Origin of the sequence: Psychromonas algicola (assembly GCF_004378355.1) — a bacterium.
Taxonomy (GTDB): domain Bacteria; phylum Pseudomonadota; class Gammaproteobacteria; order Enterobacterales; family Psychromonadaceae; genus Psychromonas.
The window spans coordinates 1-17,812 of the sequence record NZ_SNUB01000045.1 but is presented as its reverse complement, the minus strand read 5'-3'; the positions used below and the strand labels follow the sequence as shown (position 1 = coordinate 17,812).

The window sequence follows — 17,812 nt, the reverse complement described above, 5'->3', positions numbered from 1 at the left end:
AGGTAATGTTCCTAGAATAGTGATTGATATAGAAAGAAATGCGGCACAATTTAAGTTGGAGGGAAAACGTGAGCGAAGTTATCCGAGGTGTTTAAAAGCGTCTAAAAATCGATATCCAGTGACGAAAAGTAAATATGCCGTTCACCTTAAGTGAACGGCATTACACTTTAAATGTGCCTTTTTTGTTTTTTTTACCATCAATCTCCTCTAATTATTATCTGTAAAAACAACCACTAAGCTGCCCTAGCTAACAAAAACTTATCAAATTAAACGAAAACACTACACAAGCTAAAATCAAATGTTATTATGTTGTTAATAATCATTCTTTTAACTGGAGTACCTATGAATTCTTCTATTAACACTCACGCGCAAAGTTCGGGTGTATCAATCAATAAAGTACTAAAAAACACATACATGTTATTAGGTATGACGTTAGCATTTAGTGCCTTCACTGCTACTATTGCTACCGCTGCGGGTATTGGCCCAATTGCATCATTAGTATTAATGTTAGTCAGCTTTGGTTTATTATTTGTTATCCGAAAAACAGCCAACTCTAGCAAAGGCATTTTCTGGGTATTTATGTTTACTGGTGCGATGGGTGCATCACTAGGTAATATGCTAAATCATTACCTAACAATGGCTAACGGCCCTGCACTTATTATGCAAGCTTTAGGCACTACAGCTATTATCTTCTTTGCTTTATCAGCATATGTATTAACAACACGTAAAGACTTCTCATTTATGGGTGGTTTCTTAATGGCGGGTATGATCGCAGTTGTTGTTGCTATTATCGCTAACCTGTTTTTGCAAATTCCATTATTCCAATTAGTGATCAGCAGTGTTGTTGTTTTATTAATGTCTGGTCTAATTTTATTTGATACAAGCCGAATCATTAATGGTGGTGAAACTAACTACATCAATGCAACGGTTTCTTTATACTTAAATATCTTTAATATTTTTGTACATCTATTAAGTATCTTAGGTATTTTAGACGATTAAGTCTTTTAAGAATCGCTAGTTTCTATCTGCAACTAGTTTTAACATTTAAAGGCCAGACAATGACTCATTGTCTGGCCTTTTTATATCCTGCTAAATAAACTTCTATTGTTCGCTTGCCAGTTACCAATCAAATAATTTCACCTCTGCCTTTATTCCTTCAAAAGATTAACAAAAAGTTATTTTTTATTTAACTTAATTGTAATATTATGCGCAACTTATTTTATTTGCTATCAGCGCAAGCAGAGGTCTTAATGAAAATAGCAGCTCATAGAGGCGTCTCTAGCTTAGCTCCAGAAAACACGTTAGCCGCATTCCAAAAAGCAGCCGAAATGGGCTGTGAATGGATTGAGTTTGACGTACAGCTTACCAAAGACAAGATCCCCGTTGTCATCCATGATAAAACTGTCAAACGCTGTACTAATGGCAATGGCATTGTTTCTGAAATGAGCCTAGCTGAATTAAAGTTATTAGATGCGGGCTCTTGGTTTTCAGAGGTTTTCTGTGATCAAAAAATTCCAACACTTGAAGAAGTATTAGATTTAGCGAAGCAGAATAATATGAGTGTCAATATAGAGTTGAAGATATACCCAGAAGATAATGTCCCTTTACTCTGTGAGCAAATAAGCAAAGCCATCAACAAATCAGGCTTTCCTGTTTCTTCAGTTTTATTTTCAAGTTTCGATATTGAAGCAATGAAATATATGCATATTTCGCAACCTAATATCCGTAGAGGACAGTTGTGGGAAGAAATACCTGATGATGCCCTTTCACACTTAACGGCTATAGAAGCGTATTCAGTACACTGTGACCATCGTTATTTAAAACAAGAACAAGCTAAATGGATCAAACAAAAAGATTACAAAATTTGCTGTTATACCGCGAATAATCCAGAGGAAGTCAACTCGCACCGAGAATGGGGAGTTGACTTAGTATTTAGTGATACGCCTCAAGTGTATATTGAGTAGCGTAAAAGAAAAGTTAATGGCTGTAGCCTAACTCTCTTGCAGGCTCTATATTACTAGCTGTCCAAGCAGGATAAATCGTTGCGATAACGCTCATCACAAAGGCAACTAAAGTGATAACAAGCACCTGCTGATAATTAACTTCAGAAGGTAAATAATCAATAAAATAGATGTCGCCAGAAATTAATTTACGCCCAATGAGTGTTTCAAAAGCACTGAAAAAATCACTTAAGTTAATCGCTAAATAAACACCTAACCCAGCACCTAACAAACTACCTACAAACCCATTAAATGCACCCTGTACAATAAAAATAGCGCGTAAAGACCATTTTCCAGCGCCCATGGTTTTTAAAATAGCGATATCACTACGTTTATCATTCACCGCCATCACTAGCGTGGAAACAATATTAAAACAAGCAACAGCAATCACTAATAATAAAATAACGTACATTAATGATTTAACCATTTGAATATCTTGATACAAGTAGCCTTGGCTTGAAATCCAACTCTTCACATACATATATATAGCAACACTATAACCCACTTCACGAGCAATATTCTGAGCCTGTAAAACATCATTAACTTTAAACGCAATGCCCGTTGCATTAGCTAAATTAAGCATTTGCTTAGCTTTGTTAATATGAATAAAGCCTAACGTATTATCCACTTGCCCACCCATTTTAAATGTACCAGTAAGTGTGAAGTTAAATTTTTGTGGCGCTTTAAGTTTGCTGGTTCCCGTTTGTGGTAACAATAAAGTCACTCGTTGTCCCACTGTTAATCCTAACTTTTCAGCAACAGGCTCCCCTAGAATAAGGCTATTTTCTGCTGCAGATAGTAATTCCCAACCACCCTGTTTAATATATTTCTCAATAGAAGTGACTTGAGTTTCTGTTTCAGGCGTTATTGCTCGCATTTGCAAGGCTTTCATCTTTATATCATTTTGTAACAGTCCATTAATCACAATATAAGGACTAACACCAATCACTTCAGGAAAGGCTTTAATTTGCTCTATCACTGCAGATTCATTAGCAAAATCTCCATCCACGACTTCAAATTCAGCATGAGGGATCACAGATAAAAGCTGATCTCTTAACGCTTTTTCAAATCCATTCATAGTTGAAAGGCCGATAATCAATACAGCAACACCTAAAACGATGCCAAAGATAGAGGCCATTGAAATAAAAGAAACGAATTTGTTTTTATGTTTGGCTTTGCTATAACGTAAACCAACAAATAAAGATAAGGGTCTAAACATGGTTGTTCTCTGCTAATGTGCTTTGTGCTTGTAAAATGCCATTGCTCATATAAAGCTGTCGATCTAGCTTATTGGCTAATTGTTGATCATGAGTGACCACAATAAATGCAGTACCTAATTCTTTGTTCAACTCTGTTAATAATTGATAAACAGATTCTGCACTTTTTGCATCCAAATTCCCCGTAGGTTCATCGGCCAAAACTAAAGAAGGACTGTTAATAAGTGCTCGAGCAATTGCTACACGCTGTCTTTCCCCACCAGAGAGTTCCGCTGGGCGATGCTTAACACGGCTACTTAAGCCAACTCGTTCTAACAATTGAGTTGCTTTTTGTTCAGCGACTTTAATGTTTTCACCAGCGATCAATAATGGCATCGCTACGTTTTCTAACGCAGTAAACTCAGACAATAAATGATGAAATTGGTAAATAAATCCCAACTCTTGGTTGCGCCATTTCGCTTGTTCTTTCGATGACATTTTATGAATGTTATTGCCATTAAAAATAACGTCACCTTGAGAAGGTGAATCTAATGCACCCAATAAATGCAATAAGGTGCTTTTTCCTGAACCAGACGTTCCAACAATGGCAAGTAACTCATTCTTATCAACAGCTAAATTCACGCCATGCAATACAGGCGTTTCTAATTTACCTTCTTGATAAACTTTACTTAGGTCGTGGCAAACTATAATCGAATTACTCATGTCTCAATGCCTCAATAGGACTCACTTTTCCAGCACGGTAAGCTGGGTATAAAGTAGCTAATAAACTTAATAACATTGCACCAAATAGAATTGATGCGATTTGGAAGGTTTCATGGACAACGGGCAAGGTTCTTCCCCCCGTTCCAGATATTAGATTTAAACCAAGGAAACTCATTACTTCGTTAATATAAGAGCTTAATAACAACCCTAAGACGGTCCCTACTAAAGCGCCAATAACGCCACTGAAAGCGCCTTGAATAATAAAAATAAGATTAATAGTAGAAGCTTGAATACCTAAGGTTTTTAAGATCGCAATCTCAGCATTTTTATCAGTTACTACCATCACAGAAGATGAAAGAATATTAAAAGCAGCGACAGAAATAATTAAACATAATAATAACCAAATCATGTTTTTTTCCATTTTTACTGCAGCAAATAGTTCTCCATGTGTACTGCGCCAATCAATCAAGGTTTCATCAGCTGCTAACTCTGGAGCTTGCCAAGTTTCTACGGCAAAGGGCTCGGTAAAATAAAAACGTAAATCAGTCACTTGATCCGTTTCAATTCTAATTAAACGAGCAGCATCCTGTGCGTGCATTAAAATTAAATGGCTATCAACATCAGATCCTACATTAAACAAACCTGACACAGTAAAGTTACGCTGACTAGGTACTTGCCCAAGCGGTGTATACCTAGCTCCACGAGTAGAAATAATCCTAACTTTATCTCCGACACTCACGTCTAAGTTTCTTGCTAATTGGCGACCAATAATGATGTGGTATTGACTTGCTTGTAAGCTTTCAAGATCTCCAATATAAATACTGTTTTTAACTGTTTGACTTGCATATTTCTCAGGGAAAACACCTTGCACGCTCACCCCTTGTAAATTAGTAGGGCTTTGTACAATGGCTTCTACAGTAATAATCGGCTCAATAGCGACGATTGAGGGGTCGGCAGGTAATGCATCAATTCTTTGCTGCCAATTATCAAGTGTTTGTTGTTGGTTGCTGAGCTTAGCTTGTGGAATCGAGCCTAAAATACGCTCTTTCAATTCACTTTCAAAACCATTCATCACAGATAAAACCGTTACTAATGCCAACACGCCTAATATGATGCCTCCCGTAGAAAACAAAGAAACGAATGAGACAAATCGATTATTGCGTTTAGATTTTGTATATCGTAAACCGATAAATACACTTAAAGGATAAAACATAATGACCTTTTAATAAGAGTGATCTTTTATAAATATTCTTTCGTAAATAAAGTTAGAACCGCTGAATTGTGAATTTAGTCATCATATTGCTTAACAATCATGATAAATCGCGCTAAATACACACTTAACTTATTGATTAGATTTTAATACTGAGCATTCTAATGTATCTTTATTCGCTAAGACAGACAAAACTCTAAAAAATAGAATTTCACTTAATAAATAGCTGGTTTGAAAATATGAATAACTCAGAATTTTTTTTAGTTCCGCATTCACTTTCAATTAATATTGAACCCGTTGATAAAACTGCATTACCAATAAATCAATCAGCTTTCGAAAGTGAGATCCCAGGTCCCTTTAAAATGGCGAGTGACCTTTCTCAAGCCGATGCCAGTATTTTAGCGCCTCTCAAATTGAATAATGATAATACCCAAGCACTATGGACTTATTTACAAGCTCAGAATCAAAAAATTAACGCATTATTGACTTATGTATTAACCCAACAAGACGATCCTAAGTTCCATAATACAACATTACAATTTAGTGCAGGCAGTCTAATCACTGTTCCTAACAGCACCTGGGCGATTGGTGATAATGCGAGAGTTAAGATATTCTTACCTGAAGAGTCATCTGCTATCTATTGTTACGCCATTGTTTCTGAGATTAATGAATCAGAGCACACTTTCAAATACACTTACATCCGCGAGCAAGATCAAGAGTTATTAATTCGCGCAAGCTTACATATTCAAACGCAACAATTAAAAGATAGAGCCAAACAGCGTGAGTTAAAGAATTAAAACATAGTGCTAGCAAAACATGTTAACCAACAACACAATTAATAAGACCATAAAATAAGTAAACAATGATGAACAGCTTACTCAATATTCAGCCTTTAAAATCCGCAACCGATACACAACAGCTAGCTAACTTAGTAGGCAGTAGTCAAAGTTTTGTGGTTAACCAGTGTGCTTTAGCAAATCCACAAAAATCACCTTTAGTCGTGATTGTAAATGACACACCTAGCGCGATTAAGTTACATCAAGAATTGTTATTTTTTGCCGAAAATAAATTTGATGTGAAATTATTCCCAGACTGGGAAACATTACCCTACGATCATTTTTCTCCACATCAAGATATTATCTCAACCCGCATCGAAACGTTATATCAATTACCTTTGATGACAGACGGTATATTGATTGTTCCTGTAACCACTTTATTATTACGTCTTGCGCCACCTAGCTACTTAAAACAACATACTTTATTTGTTAAAACAGGACAAAAGTTAGAGCTGCAATTGTTACGAGAGCAATTACAAGAAGCCGGTTATTACTCCGTTGATCAAGTTCGAGAGCATGGTGAATTTTGTGCACGAGGTTCATTACTTGATATTTATCCGATGGCCAGCGACACGCCTTACCGTATTGACTTCTTTGATGATGAAGTCGATTCAATTCGTCCTTTTGATACTGAAACACAACGTTCGCTACCGACGATCAAAGAAATCCAAATGTTACCCGCTCATGAGTTTGCAACGGATAAAGAAGCGATTAACAATTTCAAATCGGCCTACCGTGAAAAATTTCTCGCAGCGCAATGTACTGGTCCAGATTCTATTTACCAACAAATATCGCAATTTAACTTACCTGCAGGTATCGAATATTATTTACCGCTTTTCTTCAGTGAAACCGCCACTTTATTCGATTACTTTCCTGAGCAAACGCGATTATGTGTTGTCGGCGATATTAATGTTGCAATCAATGACTTTTGGAAAACCATTGAGCATCGTTTTGAAGAACGTGGTGTCGACTTATTACGTCCTCTACTGCAACCTATTGAACTGTACTTACGTCAAGAGCAATGCTTTAGACGCTTAAATGAGTTTCCAAAATATCAGTTACAGCAAGCGTCTTTTACATTACCTAAAACAGGTAAAACTAATTTACCTTTTACCACATTACCTGATATCAAAATTCATCATAAAGATAAAAATCCATTTGCCCCACTTACTGATTTCATCGAAAGCTTTGATGGAAAAATTTTATTAAGTGCCGAATCGGCTGGGCGTAAAGAAGCATTATTAGATCTACTGGCTCCGTTAAAGTTATCCATTAAAGCAGTTAAAAGCCTAACTGAGTGCGAGCAAAGCGATGGCAAAGTGTTTATTACCGTTAGCCGCGTAGAACAAAGTTTTCTGATCATTGATGCGCAATTTGCATTTATTACAGAAACGGAACTCCTTGGCAGTAAAATCACGCAACGTCGAAGCCAAAATAAAGATAAACAAGGCGAAGAGCACTCTGAACACATTGTTCGTAACCTCGCTGAATTAAAAGTAGGCCAACCCGTTGTTCATATTGACCACGGAGTTGCCCGCTACTTAGGCTTACAGACCATAGAAGTTTCTGGCAGCATTAATGAATTTGTGACACTTGAATATCTACGTGGAGATAAACTTTACGTTCCCGTCACCTCATTACATTTAATTAGCCGTTATAGTGGCAGCGATGTTGAAACCGCACCTATCAGTAAATTAGGTAACGACACTTGGGCTAAAGCAAAAAAACGCGCCGCAGAAAAAGTCCGTGATGTTGCCGCAGAGCTACTTGAAATTTATGCACAACGCGCCGCTAAAAAAGGGTTTAGATATCAACTTAACAAAGAAAACTATGCCGTATTTAGTAATGACTTTCCCTTTGAAGAAACGCATGATCAAGCGCTTTCAATTAATTCAGTTATTTCAGATATGTGCTCCTCGCAACCAATGGACCGCTTAGTCTGTGGTGATGTAGGTTTTGGTAAAACGGAAGTTGCGATGCGCGCCGCTTTTATGGCGACAGACAATGCACGCCAAGTGGCTTTATTAGTGCCAACGACCCTACTTGCACAACAACACTTTGAAAACTTTCGAGACCGTTTTGCTAATTGGCCTGTTCGCATAGAAGTATTATCTCGTTTTAAAACAGCGAAAGAACAAAAAGAAATTTTACAAGAAGCGGCTGAAGGCAAAATAGATATATTAATTGGTACGCATAAATTGCTTGGCGATAATATTAAATTTGCAGACTTAGGTTTATTGATTATTGATGAAGAGCATCGTTTTGGTGTGCGTCAAAAAGAAAAAATCAAACGCCTTCGTGCTCAAATAGATATTCTTACATTAACTGCGACGCCTATTCCACGTACCTTAAATATGTCTATGAATGGTATGCGAGATTTATCTATTATTGCGTCACCACCTGCAAAACGATTGGCAGTTAAAACCTTTGTTGAACGAAAAACAGATCAAACCATTAGTGATGCGATCACTCGTGAAATAATGCGTGGTGGACAGGTCTACTTCCTGCATAATAATGTTGAGACCATAGAAAGAACAGCCGAGGATTTACAGGCCTTATTACCACAAGCAAGAATATCAACAGCACATGGTCAAATGAATGAACATCAGCTAGAACGCATCATGTCTGATTTCTATCATCAGCGTCAAAATGTTTTAGTCTGTACCACTATTATTGAGACCGGTATCGATATTCCAACAGCCAACACCATTATTATAGATAGAGCGGATCGCTTAGGCCTTGCTCAATTACACCAATTACGTGGTCGTGTAGGCCGTTCTCATCATCAAGCCTATGCTTATTTACTAACACCGCCACCTAAGTCAATGACAAAGGATGCGCATAAACGTTTACAAGCAATTGGCTCGTTAGATACATTAGGTGCAGGCTTTACCTTAGCAACACATGATTTAGAGATCCGTGGTGCTGGTGAATTATTAGGTGATGAGCAATCAGGGCAAATTACAAGCATTGGCTTTAACTTGTATATGGATATGCTTAACCAAGCTGTTAATTCCTTGCGAAACGGTCAAGAGCCAAGCTTAGAACATTTGCTGGCAACACAAGCAGAAGTTGAACTTCGTATACCAGCATTAATACCTGATGATTATATTCCGGATGTTAATATGCGACTTTCTCTTTATAAGCGTATTGCTAACAGCAAAAACAATAATGAACTAAATGAAATCCAAGTTGAACTAATAGATAGATTTGGTTTGTTACCTGATTCAGCTAAAAACTTAATAGCAGTTACAGCCATTAAACAACGTTGTTCAAATCTAGGCATTGCAAGAATTGAAGCACACGCATTAGGCGGAGCAGTCACATTTACTGAACACACAAAAGTGGATCCCATGTATCTAGTTTCATTATTACAAAGTCAACCAAAAACCTTTAAACTAGATGGACCAAGTAAATTAAAATTTACAATCGAGCTAGAAAACAGTGCAGAACGTTTAAACTGGTTGAAACAATTGCTTGATAGCTTTAAATTACACCTTATTAAATAATTTCTAAAAAGGATAACCTTTTGAATTGTCGTTACCTATTATCATTGCTCATCGCAGCAACATGCTCGCTTAACGTGCAAGCAGATTCAATTAATACAGACCGTTGGTTTGATATTGAGCTGTTAGTTTTTAAGCGCAATGTTGATATTCATAAAATTAGCGAACAATTAGATCAAAACAATGTTTATTTAAAACACCGTGAACGCCAGGAGGTGCTTAAAGCGCCTGAAATTACTGATTGTGCAACAGAGCAACTTTGCTTACATCAGCAAAACCCAGTGCAAATTACAGAAAACGAAATTGTAGAAGGTGAACATCGTTTAAGATTATTAGACAGCTCACACTTACAATTTACAGAGCAACTACAAAAATTGGAAGAGCACGAACTATTTAAACCGCTGATCCATGTTGCTTGGCGCATGCCAATACAAAACCAAAAAAACGCACTGCCTATTCATTTATTTGCTGGTGAAAACTATGCTTTAGATATTCATAAAGATGAAATTCTTGAGTTAGCCGCAAAAAAAGCAGAAGCAAGTCCAGTCAATATTGATGCTATCACCCAAGCGGCAACGGCCAATATTTCAGGTGTGACTTCATTAGAAGAAAATAACATTGAAAAATTGGATGTTTTAGCGTCTTTACAAAAACAAAAAACAATTCAAGACTTATACGAGATTGACGGTAATTTATTAATCTATGTAGAACGTTACTTATATGTAGACGGACAATTAATTGTTCGTACAGAAACAGAGAAAGAAGTGACTGTTACACCTCGCTCAGTATTAGCAAGCCAAGAGGTTGATGAGAATGATTTACCTGCAGTAGAAATCGTAGATCAAGAGTCTGTTGTTAATAATCATGTGAAAACAGAAACGGCAGTCACTGAAACTTTATTTGATCAAAAAAGACGCTTAAGAAGTGAAGAAATTCATTATTTAGATCACCCTCTTTTTGGCATTATTGTGCAAATAAGAAAAATACCAGCAGAAGAGTTAGCTATTTTAGATGCTGAATCGGAAGCTAGGGCAGAAGCAGCGGCTGAACTTAAAACAATTTCTATCACTCAATAGTTTTTAATTTTAAAATACAAATAAAAAAAGGAAGCAATATGCTTCCTTTTTTGTTTGTAGCTTTTAAAAAACGACCGCTTAGATAGTACGAGAGTCCCACATAACTTTAGCTTTATCCAATGCTTGTTGTTGAGATAATTCTGGCTGCATTTGTTTTAACACTATGGCAGTCGTTGTGATCACAGCAGCATCGCCGTATTGATCTTCAATCTCTTTATTCCATACTTTTAATAAATATTCAGCAGAGACTTCAGTATGGGCACCAGTAAAGTCTTCTAAATAGGTTGGCCAATCTTGTTCAACATATTCAGTTTTACCATTCACCTGTGTTACACCACAAGCTAACGTTGAAACGCGAGGGTTTATTTCACTCTCACCGCCTTCGCCTTTAAAAGCAATAATACTATGCTCATTATTTAACAAAGCCGCTTCTGCGTGTATTTTCTCATAACTTTTATGGAAAACGCCATGAACACTGTAAGGTGCAGCACTTGGGTTTAAACTTCTTGCTACGGTATTCAATGGTGTACGTAAACCAACTTGTTCTCTTAGTGCTAACAATTCAATTAGTTCAGGACAATAAGCAGATAAAGGAATATAAACTAGCGCGTCTTTTTGTAGCGCCTCTTTTGCCAATGCAGGCGTATCGGCAATAGTAATGTCTAACAATGGACAAGCAGATTCCACTTGATACTTAACCAAGTCAACTGTCATATGTCCATGTAATAATATTTTTACGCCATTAGCTGCAAGCAGCTTTGCAGCAAGTAATAACCAAGGTGGCTGCCTTTTTTTGCCAGCAAAACACGGCCAATCGAGATCCGTCTCTAATGTTTGCCAGTCCGAATCAATTTTTGTTCGTAATGCCGAAATATAACCCGCTGCTTCTTCAGGCGTTTCACAACGGACACGTTGCAACATTAATAAAACAGCCATTTGCAATAATGTCGCATCGCCATTTAAGTAATCGGTTAAAGCTTGCTGAGATTCCGCCATAGTTAATGGACGGCGTCCTTTCTCACCACGGCCAGTTAATTTGATGTATTCACTAAACATGCTTATTCCTTGTACTATTTCAATAACCTATTGAAATCAATGTTCATAATTAAATATATTGTTGCAACTCAGTTGTTAAGTCATCAACAATTGCAACCGGATCATATAAAGATAATTGATTGGCATCATGTACACCATAACTCACCCCAAGACTATCCATACCTGCATTTTTAGCCATTTCTAAATCATAACTTGAGTCGCCGACCATCAAAGCTTGTGACGCTTCTATCCCCAATTTTTCTAATAGTAAATTGAGCATTAAAGGATCCGGTTTAGAATGAGCTTCATCGGCACAAATAGTCGCAGAGAAGAGCTTACTTGTAGCAGACTTCTCAAGCATTTTATTTAAACCATTACGCCCTTTTCCTGTCGCAACCGCTAAAGTGTAACCTTGAGATTTAAGATTAACTAATAGCTTTTTAATATCAGGGTATAAAGGCGTTTCAATATGTTGATTGAGGTTATATTGTTGGCGATAAGCCTCTACAAGCGCTTGTTGTTCGGATAGACCAAGTAAGGGATAAAGTTGTTGCACGGCTTTCAATAAACTTAACCCAATAATACCTTTCACTGATTGTTTTGATGCAACGACTTGTTGCTGTTGCTTTGCAGCTTGCTGCATACACAGCACAATTTTATCAATGGAATCCATCAAGGTGCCGTCCCAATCAAAAATAATCAGTTTGTATTTCATATCAAATGCGTTCTAGTTTAGTTAATAACTCTTCTAATCTTGGGCAAAGTGGTGCGCTCATTGTCATCTTTTCTTCTAAACCAGGATGGAAGAAAGTAATGTGTGCTGCGTGTAAAAATAAACGATTTAGTCCAAGTGACTTCATTGAGCTATCAAACTCACTATTACCATAACGTTCATCGCAAGCAATATTGTGCCCTTTACATGCTGCATGCACGCGTATTTGATGCGTACGACCAGTAATAGGACTCGCCTCAACTAATGTTGCACCTTGATAGCGCTGAATTATTTTAAAATGTGTCTCAGAGGCTTTACCAAGTGGACTCACTTTCACAACAGAATCCTGAGGAATTTTTAACAACGGCTCTCTAATTAAACGATCTTTTTTATCCCATTGACCTTTAACTAGTGCGAAATATTGCTTTTTCATTGTTTTTTGACGAAGCTGCTCATGTAACGCACGTAATGTACTGCGTTTTTTGGCGATTAAAAGGCACCCAGAGGTCGCTTTGTCCAATCGGTGCACTAACTCTAAAAAGTGTGCTTCAGGTCGTAATGCCCTTAACCCTTCAATGGCACCAAATTCTAAGCCACTACCACCATGCACAGCCAGCCCTGAAGGTTTATTAAGAATGATTAAAGCATCATCTTCATAAACAATGGCCGCTTCTAAGTTTTTAATTACATTTAACTTTGGCGATGGTAACGCATTCTCTGGGTCAACTTTTACAGGCGGGATACGTACACTATCGCCTACCTGTAATTTATAATCAGGTTTAATGCGTTTTTTATTCACACGAACTTCTCCCTTGCGCACAATTCTGTAGATCATGCTTTTAGGCACGCCCTTAAGATGTAGACGAAGAAAGTTGTCGATACGTTGTTTTGCATTCTCTTGAGCTATGTCAATAATGCGTACTGAATGATTTATCTGTTCCATTCGTTAAGTTTATCACGCCTAAACACAGAATATGCAAAAACTTTGTTGGCGTAAGCCTATTTAAATGCGACAATAACGGGGTTAATGCCTCGTAATTTTATCAGTATAAATTTGCTAGTAGGCATGGCACTTATAAAAGCAAATCACACGATTAGAATGCAACGCTGAAATGTTAAGTTCATTTAGATTTAATATGTCTTTGTACCCGCTTTTTTAATGCACCTCAGAATACTTCCAGTCGAGAGATTGTAAAACCAGACATGGGGTCAAGCGAACAAAGAACAGTTAGTGCATATATGAATAACGAAAAAAATTAAACAAGAGTTCACAAATGAAAAGAATGTTAATCAACGCAACTCAAGCAGAAGAGTTACGTGTAGCCCTAGTAGATGGGCAAAAACTGTATGATCTAGATATTGAAAGCCCTGGTCATGAACAAAAGAAAGCAAATATTTATAAAGGTAAAATAACACGAGTAGAAGCAAGTTTAGAAGCCGCTTTTGTAGACTACGGCGCAGAGCGTCATGGATTTTTACCTCTTAAAGAAATTGCCCGTAATTACTTCCCAGAAGGATATTCATTTAAAGGTCGTCCTAACATCAAAGATGTTATTAAAGAAGGCCAAGAAGTTATTATTCAAATTGAAAAAGAAGAGCGTGGCAACAAAGGTGCTGCATTAACGACTTTTATCAGTTTAGCAGGAAGTTATTTAGTATTAATGCCTAACAACCCACGTGCAGGTGGTATTTCTCGCCGCATCGAAGGTGATGAGCGAACTGAATTAAAAGCCGCTTTATCAGACCTTAAACTACCCAATGGTATGGGGTTAATTGTTCGTACTGCTGGTGTGGGTAAATCAGCTGAAGAATTAGAATGGGATTTAAACGTTTTAATTAATCACTGGGATGCGATTGACCAAGGAGCAAAAACTAAGCCAGCTCCTTTTTTAATTCACCGCGAAAGTAACGTCATTGTCCGTTCTATTCGTGATTACCTACGTCGCGATATCGGCGAAATCGTTATTGATAACAGCAAAACATTTGAGTTAGCTAAAAATCATATCGAAATGATTCGTCCTGATTATGTTAGCCGCCTAAAATTATATCAAGGTGAAATCCCATTATTTACGCACTATCAAGTTGAAAGCCAGATTGAATCGGCATTCCAACGTGAAGTTCGTTTACCTTCTGGTGGCTCAATTGTTATTGACCCAACTGAAGCATTAACTTCAATCGATATTAACTCAGCACGTGCGACACGTGGTGGTGATATTGAAGAAACAGCATTCAATACAAACTTAGAAGCGGCAGAAGAAATTGCACGTCAACTACGTCTTCGTGACTTAGGTGGTTTAGTGGTTATTGATTTCATCGATATGACACCTGCTCGCCATCAACGTGAAGTTGAAAACAGAATGCGTGAATCTGTACGTCAAGATAGAGCGCGTATTCAATTAGGCCGAATTTCTCGTTTTGGTTTAATGGAAATGTCTCGTCAACGTATCCGCCCTTCTTTAGGCGAATCAGCATCTCGTGTTTGTCCTCGCTGTCATGGACAAGGTACAATCCGTGATAATGACTCACTGTCACTTGCTATTCTTCGTTTAATTGAAGAGGAAGGCTTAAAAGAAAACACAGCTCAAATACAAGCACGTGTTCCTGTTGCCGTTGCCGCTTATCTATTAAATGAAAAACGTAAAGATGTTGCTAAATTAGAGAAACGTCATACTTGTGAAGTTTATATTATCCCAGATGCGAACTTATTAACGCCTCATTTTGAAATCAAGCGTACTCGTAAAGATGGTAAAGAAGATATCAATTACGACGCACTTGAAAAACAACATACGGTTTATGTTCCTAATATTGCACAAATAGAGCACGATGAAATCGAAGAGCCATTATTAACTGGCTTTAGTGCTCCAAAAGCAAAAACAACGAAGAAAGCAGTTAAATCAGAAAAAGCTCAACCAGCTAAGAAAACTGACTCTTTATTGAAAAAAGTATTTGCTTCAATTGTTAAATTCTTTAGCGATGATTCAAAACCTGAAGTTAAAAAACAAAGCAATAAAAAACCACAAGCAAAACGAGATCAAACGCGTAATCCTCGCAATGCTAAAGGCAATCAAAATCGTAACCGCAACCGTTCAGAAAAAAATACGGATGCAACAACGAATGAGCGTCGTCCAAATAATCGTAAAACAGCAAACCGTAAACCAACGGCACAAGCTAAAAAATACAACAACGAAGTCAAACCTTCACAGGAAAATGACAACAAGTCGAATAATGACGAAGTGGTTGTAGCAAGACGTAAGCGCCGTAATATGCGTAAGAAAGTGCGTGTACAACAACCAGACAATGTTGCTGATAATAACAAAACAGTAACAGCTGATGTAAAAGCTCAAGAAACAACAAAAGTTGATTCTAATAAAACAGAAGTTAAAGTAGAAAAACAAGCAAATACAGCTGCAAACAACGCAGAAGTTAAGCCTGATAATCTACAAGCATCATCTGATAAAGAAGCGAATCACTCTGCGCCTACTTCTAATCGTCGTTCTCGTTACTTACGTAACAATGGTCAACGTAATAATAAGAATCGCGAAGAAACAAGTTCAAACCAAGCGGAAGCGGTTGAAAGTCGTTACCCTGAAGTTAAAGAACAAGTTAAACAAGAAAATGTAGCTGCAGATCCTCAAGTTGTTGAAGCAAAAGTCGAGCAAGTTACTGCTGATGAATCAGTTAATGTACAAGCAACAGTTTCAGTTGCAAGTGATGTTAGTGAAATATCGGAAGCAAAAACAACTCTACAAACGGCTGAAGATCTACAACAAGTGGCTGCTAAAACAGAAGTTGCAACAGCAGAAAAGATTTTGCCTGTTGAAGATGCAGTTATTGAAAATACAGTTGCTGAAAAAGTGGAACAGCCAGTCGCTGAACCTGTTATAGAAAAAGCAGTTGAAGCAGCAGCGGTTAGCGTTGAGACACCAATACAAGTTGTTGAGCCAGTGAAAGCGGCAGAAACAAAAACTGAAGCCCCTATTAAAGTAGCGGCAACAGCATTTGGAACTGTCACGATTGCTAAAGGTAAATCAACTTCTGACATGGTTAAAACTGTTTCAGAACCACTTGATTTATCTAAAGAAATCAATATTACTGCGGCAACTGATCGCCAAGCAATTACTAAAGCAGAACAACAAGCTGGTAGTTCATTTGCAAGTAATCACGCAAAAAGCGAAACCGTAAAAGCGACAATCTAATAAGATAGCTTTTACCTATCAGTAAAAACGGATATTCCGATGGATATCCGTTTTTTTTTACTGAAATTTATAAATCAACAGTTTACTATTAACCCAATATACATTATCAATTAGTTAGTTCAGGATGAAACTAATTAATCTCTATTACTCAAGGTAACTTTATGAGCGAAACTATACATAACAAACTGCTGATCCTAGGTTCAGGCCCTGCAGGTTATACCGCAGCAGTATACGCTGCACGTGCAAACCTAAAACCTGTTCTAATTACAGGTATGCAGCAAGGTGGACAATTAACCACGACCACTGAAGTTGAGAACTGGCCGGGCGGCGCTGCGGATATGACAGGCCCAGGTTTAATGGAAAGTATGAAAGAGCATGCTTTACGTTTCGATACAGAGATTATTTTTGACCACATCAATGAAGTTGAGTTAACTAAGCCTCCATTTACACTTAAAGGTGATACTGGAACTTATACTTGTGATGCATTAATCATCGCAACGGGTGCTTCTGCACGTTACCTTGGCTTAGAATCAGAAGAAGCATTTAAAGGTCGTGGTGTTTCAGCTTGTGCAACCTGTGATGGTTTCTTCTACCGCAACCAAAAAGTTGCCGTTGTAGGGGGTGGTAACACAGCTGTTGAAGAAGCACTATACCTTTCGAACATTGCTTCAGAAGTACATTTGATTCACAGACGTACCACTTTCCGTTCAGAAAAAATCTTATTAGATCGCCTAAACGAAAAAGTTAAAAACGGTAATATCGTATTACATACAGACCGTACTTTAGATGAAGTATTAGGTGATGATATGGGCGTAACAGGTATACGTATCAAAGATACTAATTCAGATAAAACAGAAGAGTTAGCGGTAATGGGTGTATTCATTGCCATTGGTCACAAACCAAATACAGATATGTTTATTGATCAACTGGATATGAACCATGGCTACTTAAAAGTACAAACAGGTAGCGAAGGTAACGCAACACAAACCTCTATTGAAGGTGTATTTGCTGCCGGTGACGTATCAGACCATATCTACCGTCAAGCAATCACGTCAGCTGGAACTGGCTGTATGGCTGCACTAGACGCAGAAAGATATTTAGATAACTTATAATTCGTAAGTTATATCTATTGCATAAAAAAGACTGCTTAAGCAGTTAATGCCGATCAGTTAAGAAAAATTAGTTGATTTTTAACGTAAGGAGATCAAAATCCTATGACTCAAAAGGTCATGGGATTTTTTTATGGAACTTTCAGAAGCACTCGCTCGCACATCAATTAACCGACTTACCGAATTCTCTTCTTTATCTGATATTTTAGAGGC

Annotated in this window: 13 protein-coding genes and 1 pseudogene; 8 read left to right on the top strand and 6 right to left on the bottom strand. The window is 37.4% G+C overall.

Annotated features, from left to right (window positions below):
• From E2R67_RS15580 to E2R67_RS15570, 3 genes and pseudogenes are all read left to right on the top strand, one after another.
• A pseudogene (locus tag E2R67_RS15580) lies at positions 1-154 on the top strand (IS4 family transposase); the annotation flags it as partial.
• A gap of 188 nt (positions 155-342) precedes the next feature.
• Entirely contained in the window at positions 343-999 is a 657-nt protein-coding gene (locus tag E2R67_RS15575; protein ID WP_134291875.1) for a Bax inhibitor-1/YccA family protein, read from the top strand.
• Positions 1,000-1,250: 251 nt separating this feature from the next.
• The gene (locus E2R67_RS15570; protein ID WP_134291874.1) at positions 1,251-1,964 is read left to right on the top strand and encodes a glycerophosphoryl diester phosphodiesterase; all 714 of its coding nucleotides are present in this window, start codon (positions 1,251-1,253) and stop codon (positions 1,962-1,964) included.
• A 13-nt stretch (positions 1,965-1,977) separates the two neighbouring features.
• Here E2R67_RS15570 and lolE read toward each other — a convergent pair whose 3' ends face one another.
• The 3 genes from lolE to E2R67_RS15555 are packed head-to-tail and all read right to left on the bottom strand — an operon-like array spanning position 1,978 to position 5,132.
• Positions 1,978-3,219: a lipoprotein-releasing ABC transporter permease subunit LolE gene (gene lolE, locus E2R67_RS15565; protein ID WP_134291873.1), complete on the bottom strand. Its 1,242-nt coding sequence runs from the start codon at positions 3,217-3,219 to the stop codon at positions 1,978-1,980.
• Positions 3,212-3,919, bottom strand: coding sequence for a lipoprotein-releasing ABC transporter ATP-binding protein LolD (lolD, locus tag E2R67_RS15560; RefSeq protein WP_134291872.1), 708 nt, complete (start codon positions 3,917-3,919; stop codon positions 3,212-3,214). The genes lolE and lolD overlap by 8 nt, the downstream gene beginning before the upstream one ends.
• Entirely contained in the window at positions 3,912-5,132 is a 1,221-nt protein-coding gene (locus tag E2R67_RS15555) for a lipoprotein-releasing ABC transporter permease subunit (RefSeq protein WP_134291871.1), read from the bottom strand. The genes lolD and E2R67_RS15555 overlap by 8 nt, the downstream gene beginning before the upstream one ends.
• A 236-nt stretch (positions 5,133-5,368) precedes the next feature.
• Between E2R67_RS15555 and E2R67_RS15550 the strand changes: the two genes are divergently transcribed.
• The 3 genes from E2R67_RS15550 to E2R67_RS15540 all read left to right on the top strand — a co-directional run bounded on the left by E2R67_RS15550 (position 5,369) and on the right by E2R67_RS15540 (position 10,547).
• On the top strand, positions 5,369-5,926 hold the full coding sequence (locus tag E2R67_RS15550; protein WP_134291870.1) for a PilZ domain-containing protein: 558 nt from the start codon (positions 5,369-5,371) through the stop codon (positions 5,924-5,926).
• 65 nt (positions 5,927-5,991) lie between these two features.
• On the top strand, positions 5,992-9,474 hold the full coding sequence (mfd, locus tag E2R67_RS15545; RefSeq protein WP_208379550.1) for a transcription-repair coupling factor: 3,483 nt from the start codon (positions 5,992-5,994) through the stop codon (positions 9,472-9,474).
• Between the two features lie 20 nt (positions 9,475-9,494).
• The gene (locus tag E2R67_RS15540) at positions 9,495-10,547 is read left to right on the top strand and encodes a CsiV family protein (protein WP_166739408.1); all 1,053 of its coding nucleotides are present in this window, start codon (positions 9,495-9,497) and stop codon (positions 10,545-10,547) included.
• A 78-nt stretch (positions 10,548-10,625) separates the two neighbouring features.
• Here the strand turns inward: E2R67_RS15540 and E2R67_RS15535 are convergent, their stop codons facing one another.
• From E2R67_RS15535 to rluC, 3 genes are read right to left on the bottom strand one after another with little or no spacing between them, the layout of a single operon-like run.
• Positions 10,626-11,603, bottom strand: coding sequence for a glycosyl transferase family protein (locus E2R67_RS15535; RefSeq protein ID WP_134291867.1), 978 nt, complete (start codon positions 11,601-11,603; stop codon positions 10,626-10,628).
• Between the two features lie 49 nt (positions 11,604-11,652).
• On the bottom strand, positions 11,653-12,297 hold the full coding sequence (locus E2R67_RS15530; protein WP_134291866.1) for an HAD-IIIA family hydrolase: 645 nt from the start codon (positions 12,295-12,297) through the stop codon (positions 11,653-11,655).
• Between the two features lies 1 nt (position 12,298).
• On the bottom strand, positions 12,299-13,237 hold the full coding sequence (gene rluC, locus E2R67_RS15525) for a 23S rRNA pseudouridine(955/2504/2580) synthase RluC (protein WP_134291865.1): 939 nt from the start codon (positions 13,235-13,237) through the stop codon (positions 12,299-12,301).
• A gap of 331 nt (positions 13,238-13,568) precedes the next feature.
• Here rluC and rne point away from each other — a divergent pair, with 331 nt between their 5' ends.
• Positions 13,569-16,490 (top strand): ribonuclease E, encoded by a 2,922-nt coding sequence (gene rne / locus E2R67_RS15520; RefSeq protein ID WP_134291864.1) that lies wholly within the window; start codon positions 13,569-13,571, stop codon positions 16,488-16,490.
• A 161-nt stretch (positions 16,491-16,651) separates the two neighbouring features.
• A complete protein-coding gene (gene trxB, locus E2R67_RS15515) occupies positions 16,652-17,602 on the top strand; it encodes a thioredoxin-disulfide reductase (RefSeq protein WP_134291863.1) in 951 nt (316 codons plus the stop codon).
• The last annotated feature ends 210 nt before the right edge of the window (positions 17,603-17,812 follow it).

What these genes read in the sequence shown, in the direction of transcription:
- E2R67_RS15575 (WP_134291875.1), top strand. Translation starts at nt 343, where the DNA reads ATGAATTCTTCTATTAACACTCACGCGCAAAGTTCGGGTGTATCAATC.
- E2R67_RS15570 (WP_134291874.1), top strand. Translation starts at nt 1,251, where the DNA reads ATGAAAATAGCAGCTCATAGAGGCGTCTCTAGCTTAGCTCCAGAAAAC.
- lolE (WP_134291873.1), bottom strand. Translation starts at nt 3,219, where the DNA reads ATGTTTAGACCCTTATCTTTATTTGTTGGTTTACGTTATAGCAAAGCC.
- lolD (WP_134291872.1), bottom strand. Translation starts at nt 3,919, where the DNA reads ATGAGTAATTCGATTATAGTTTGCCACGACCTAAGTAAAGTTTATCAA.
- E2R67_RS15555 (WP_134291871.1), bottom strand. Translation starts at nt 5,132, where the DNA reads ATGTTTTATCCTTTAAGTGTATTTATCGGTTTACGATATACAAAATCT.
- E2R67_RS15550 (WP_134291870.1), top strand. Translation starts at nt 5,369, where the DNA reads ATGAATAACTCAGAATTTTTTTTAGTTCCGCATTCACTTTCAATTAAT.
- mfd (WP_208379550.1), top strand. Translation starts at nt 5,992, where the DNA reads ATGATGAACAGCTTACTCAATATTCAGCCTTTAAAATCCGCAACCGAT.
- E2R67_RS15535 (WP_134291867.1), bottom strand. Translation starts at nt 11,603, where the DNA reads ATGTTTAGTGAATACATCAAATTAACTGGCCGTGGTGAGAAAGGACGC.
- E2R67_RS15530 (WP_134291866.1), bottom strand. Translation starts at nt 12,297, where the DNA reads ATGAAATACAAACTGATTATTTTTGATTGGGACGGCACCTTGATGGAT.
- rluC (WP_134291865.1), bottom strand. Translation starts at nt 13,237, where the DNA reads ATGGAACAGATAAATCATTCAGTACGCATTATTGACATAGCTCAAGAG.
- rne (WP_134291864.1), top strand. Translation starts at nt 13,569, where the DNA reads ATGAAAAGAATGTTAATCAACGCAACTCAAGCAGAAGAGTTACGTGTA.
- trxB (WP_134291863.1), top strand. Translation starts at nt 16,652, where the DNA reads ATGAGCGAAACTATACATAACAAACTGCTGATCCTAGGTTCAGGCCCT.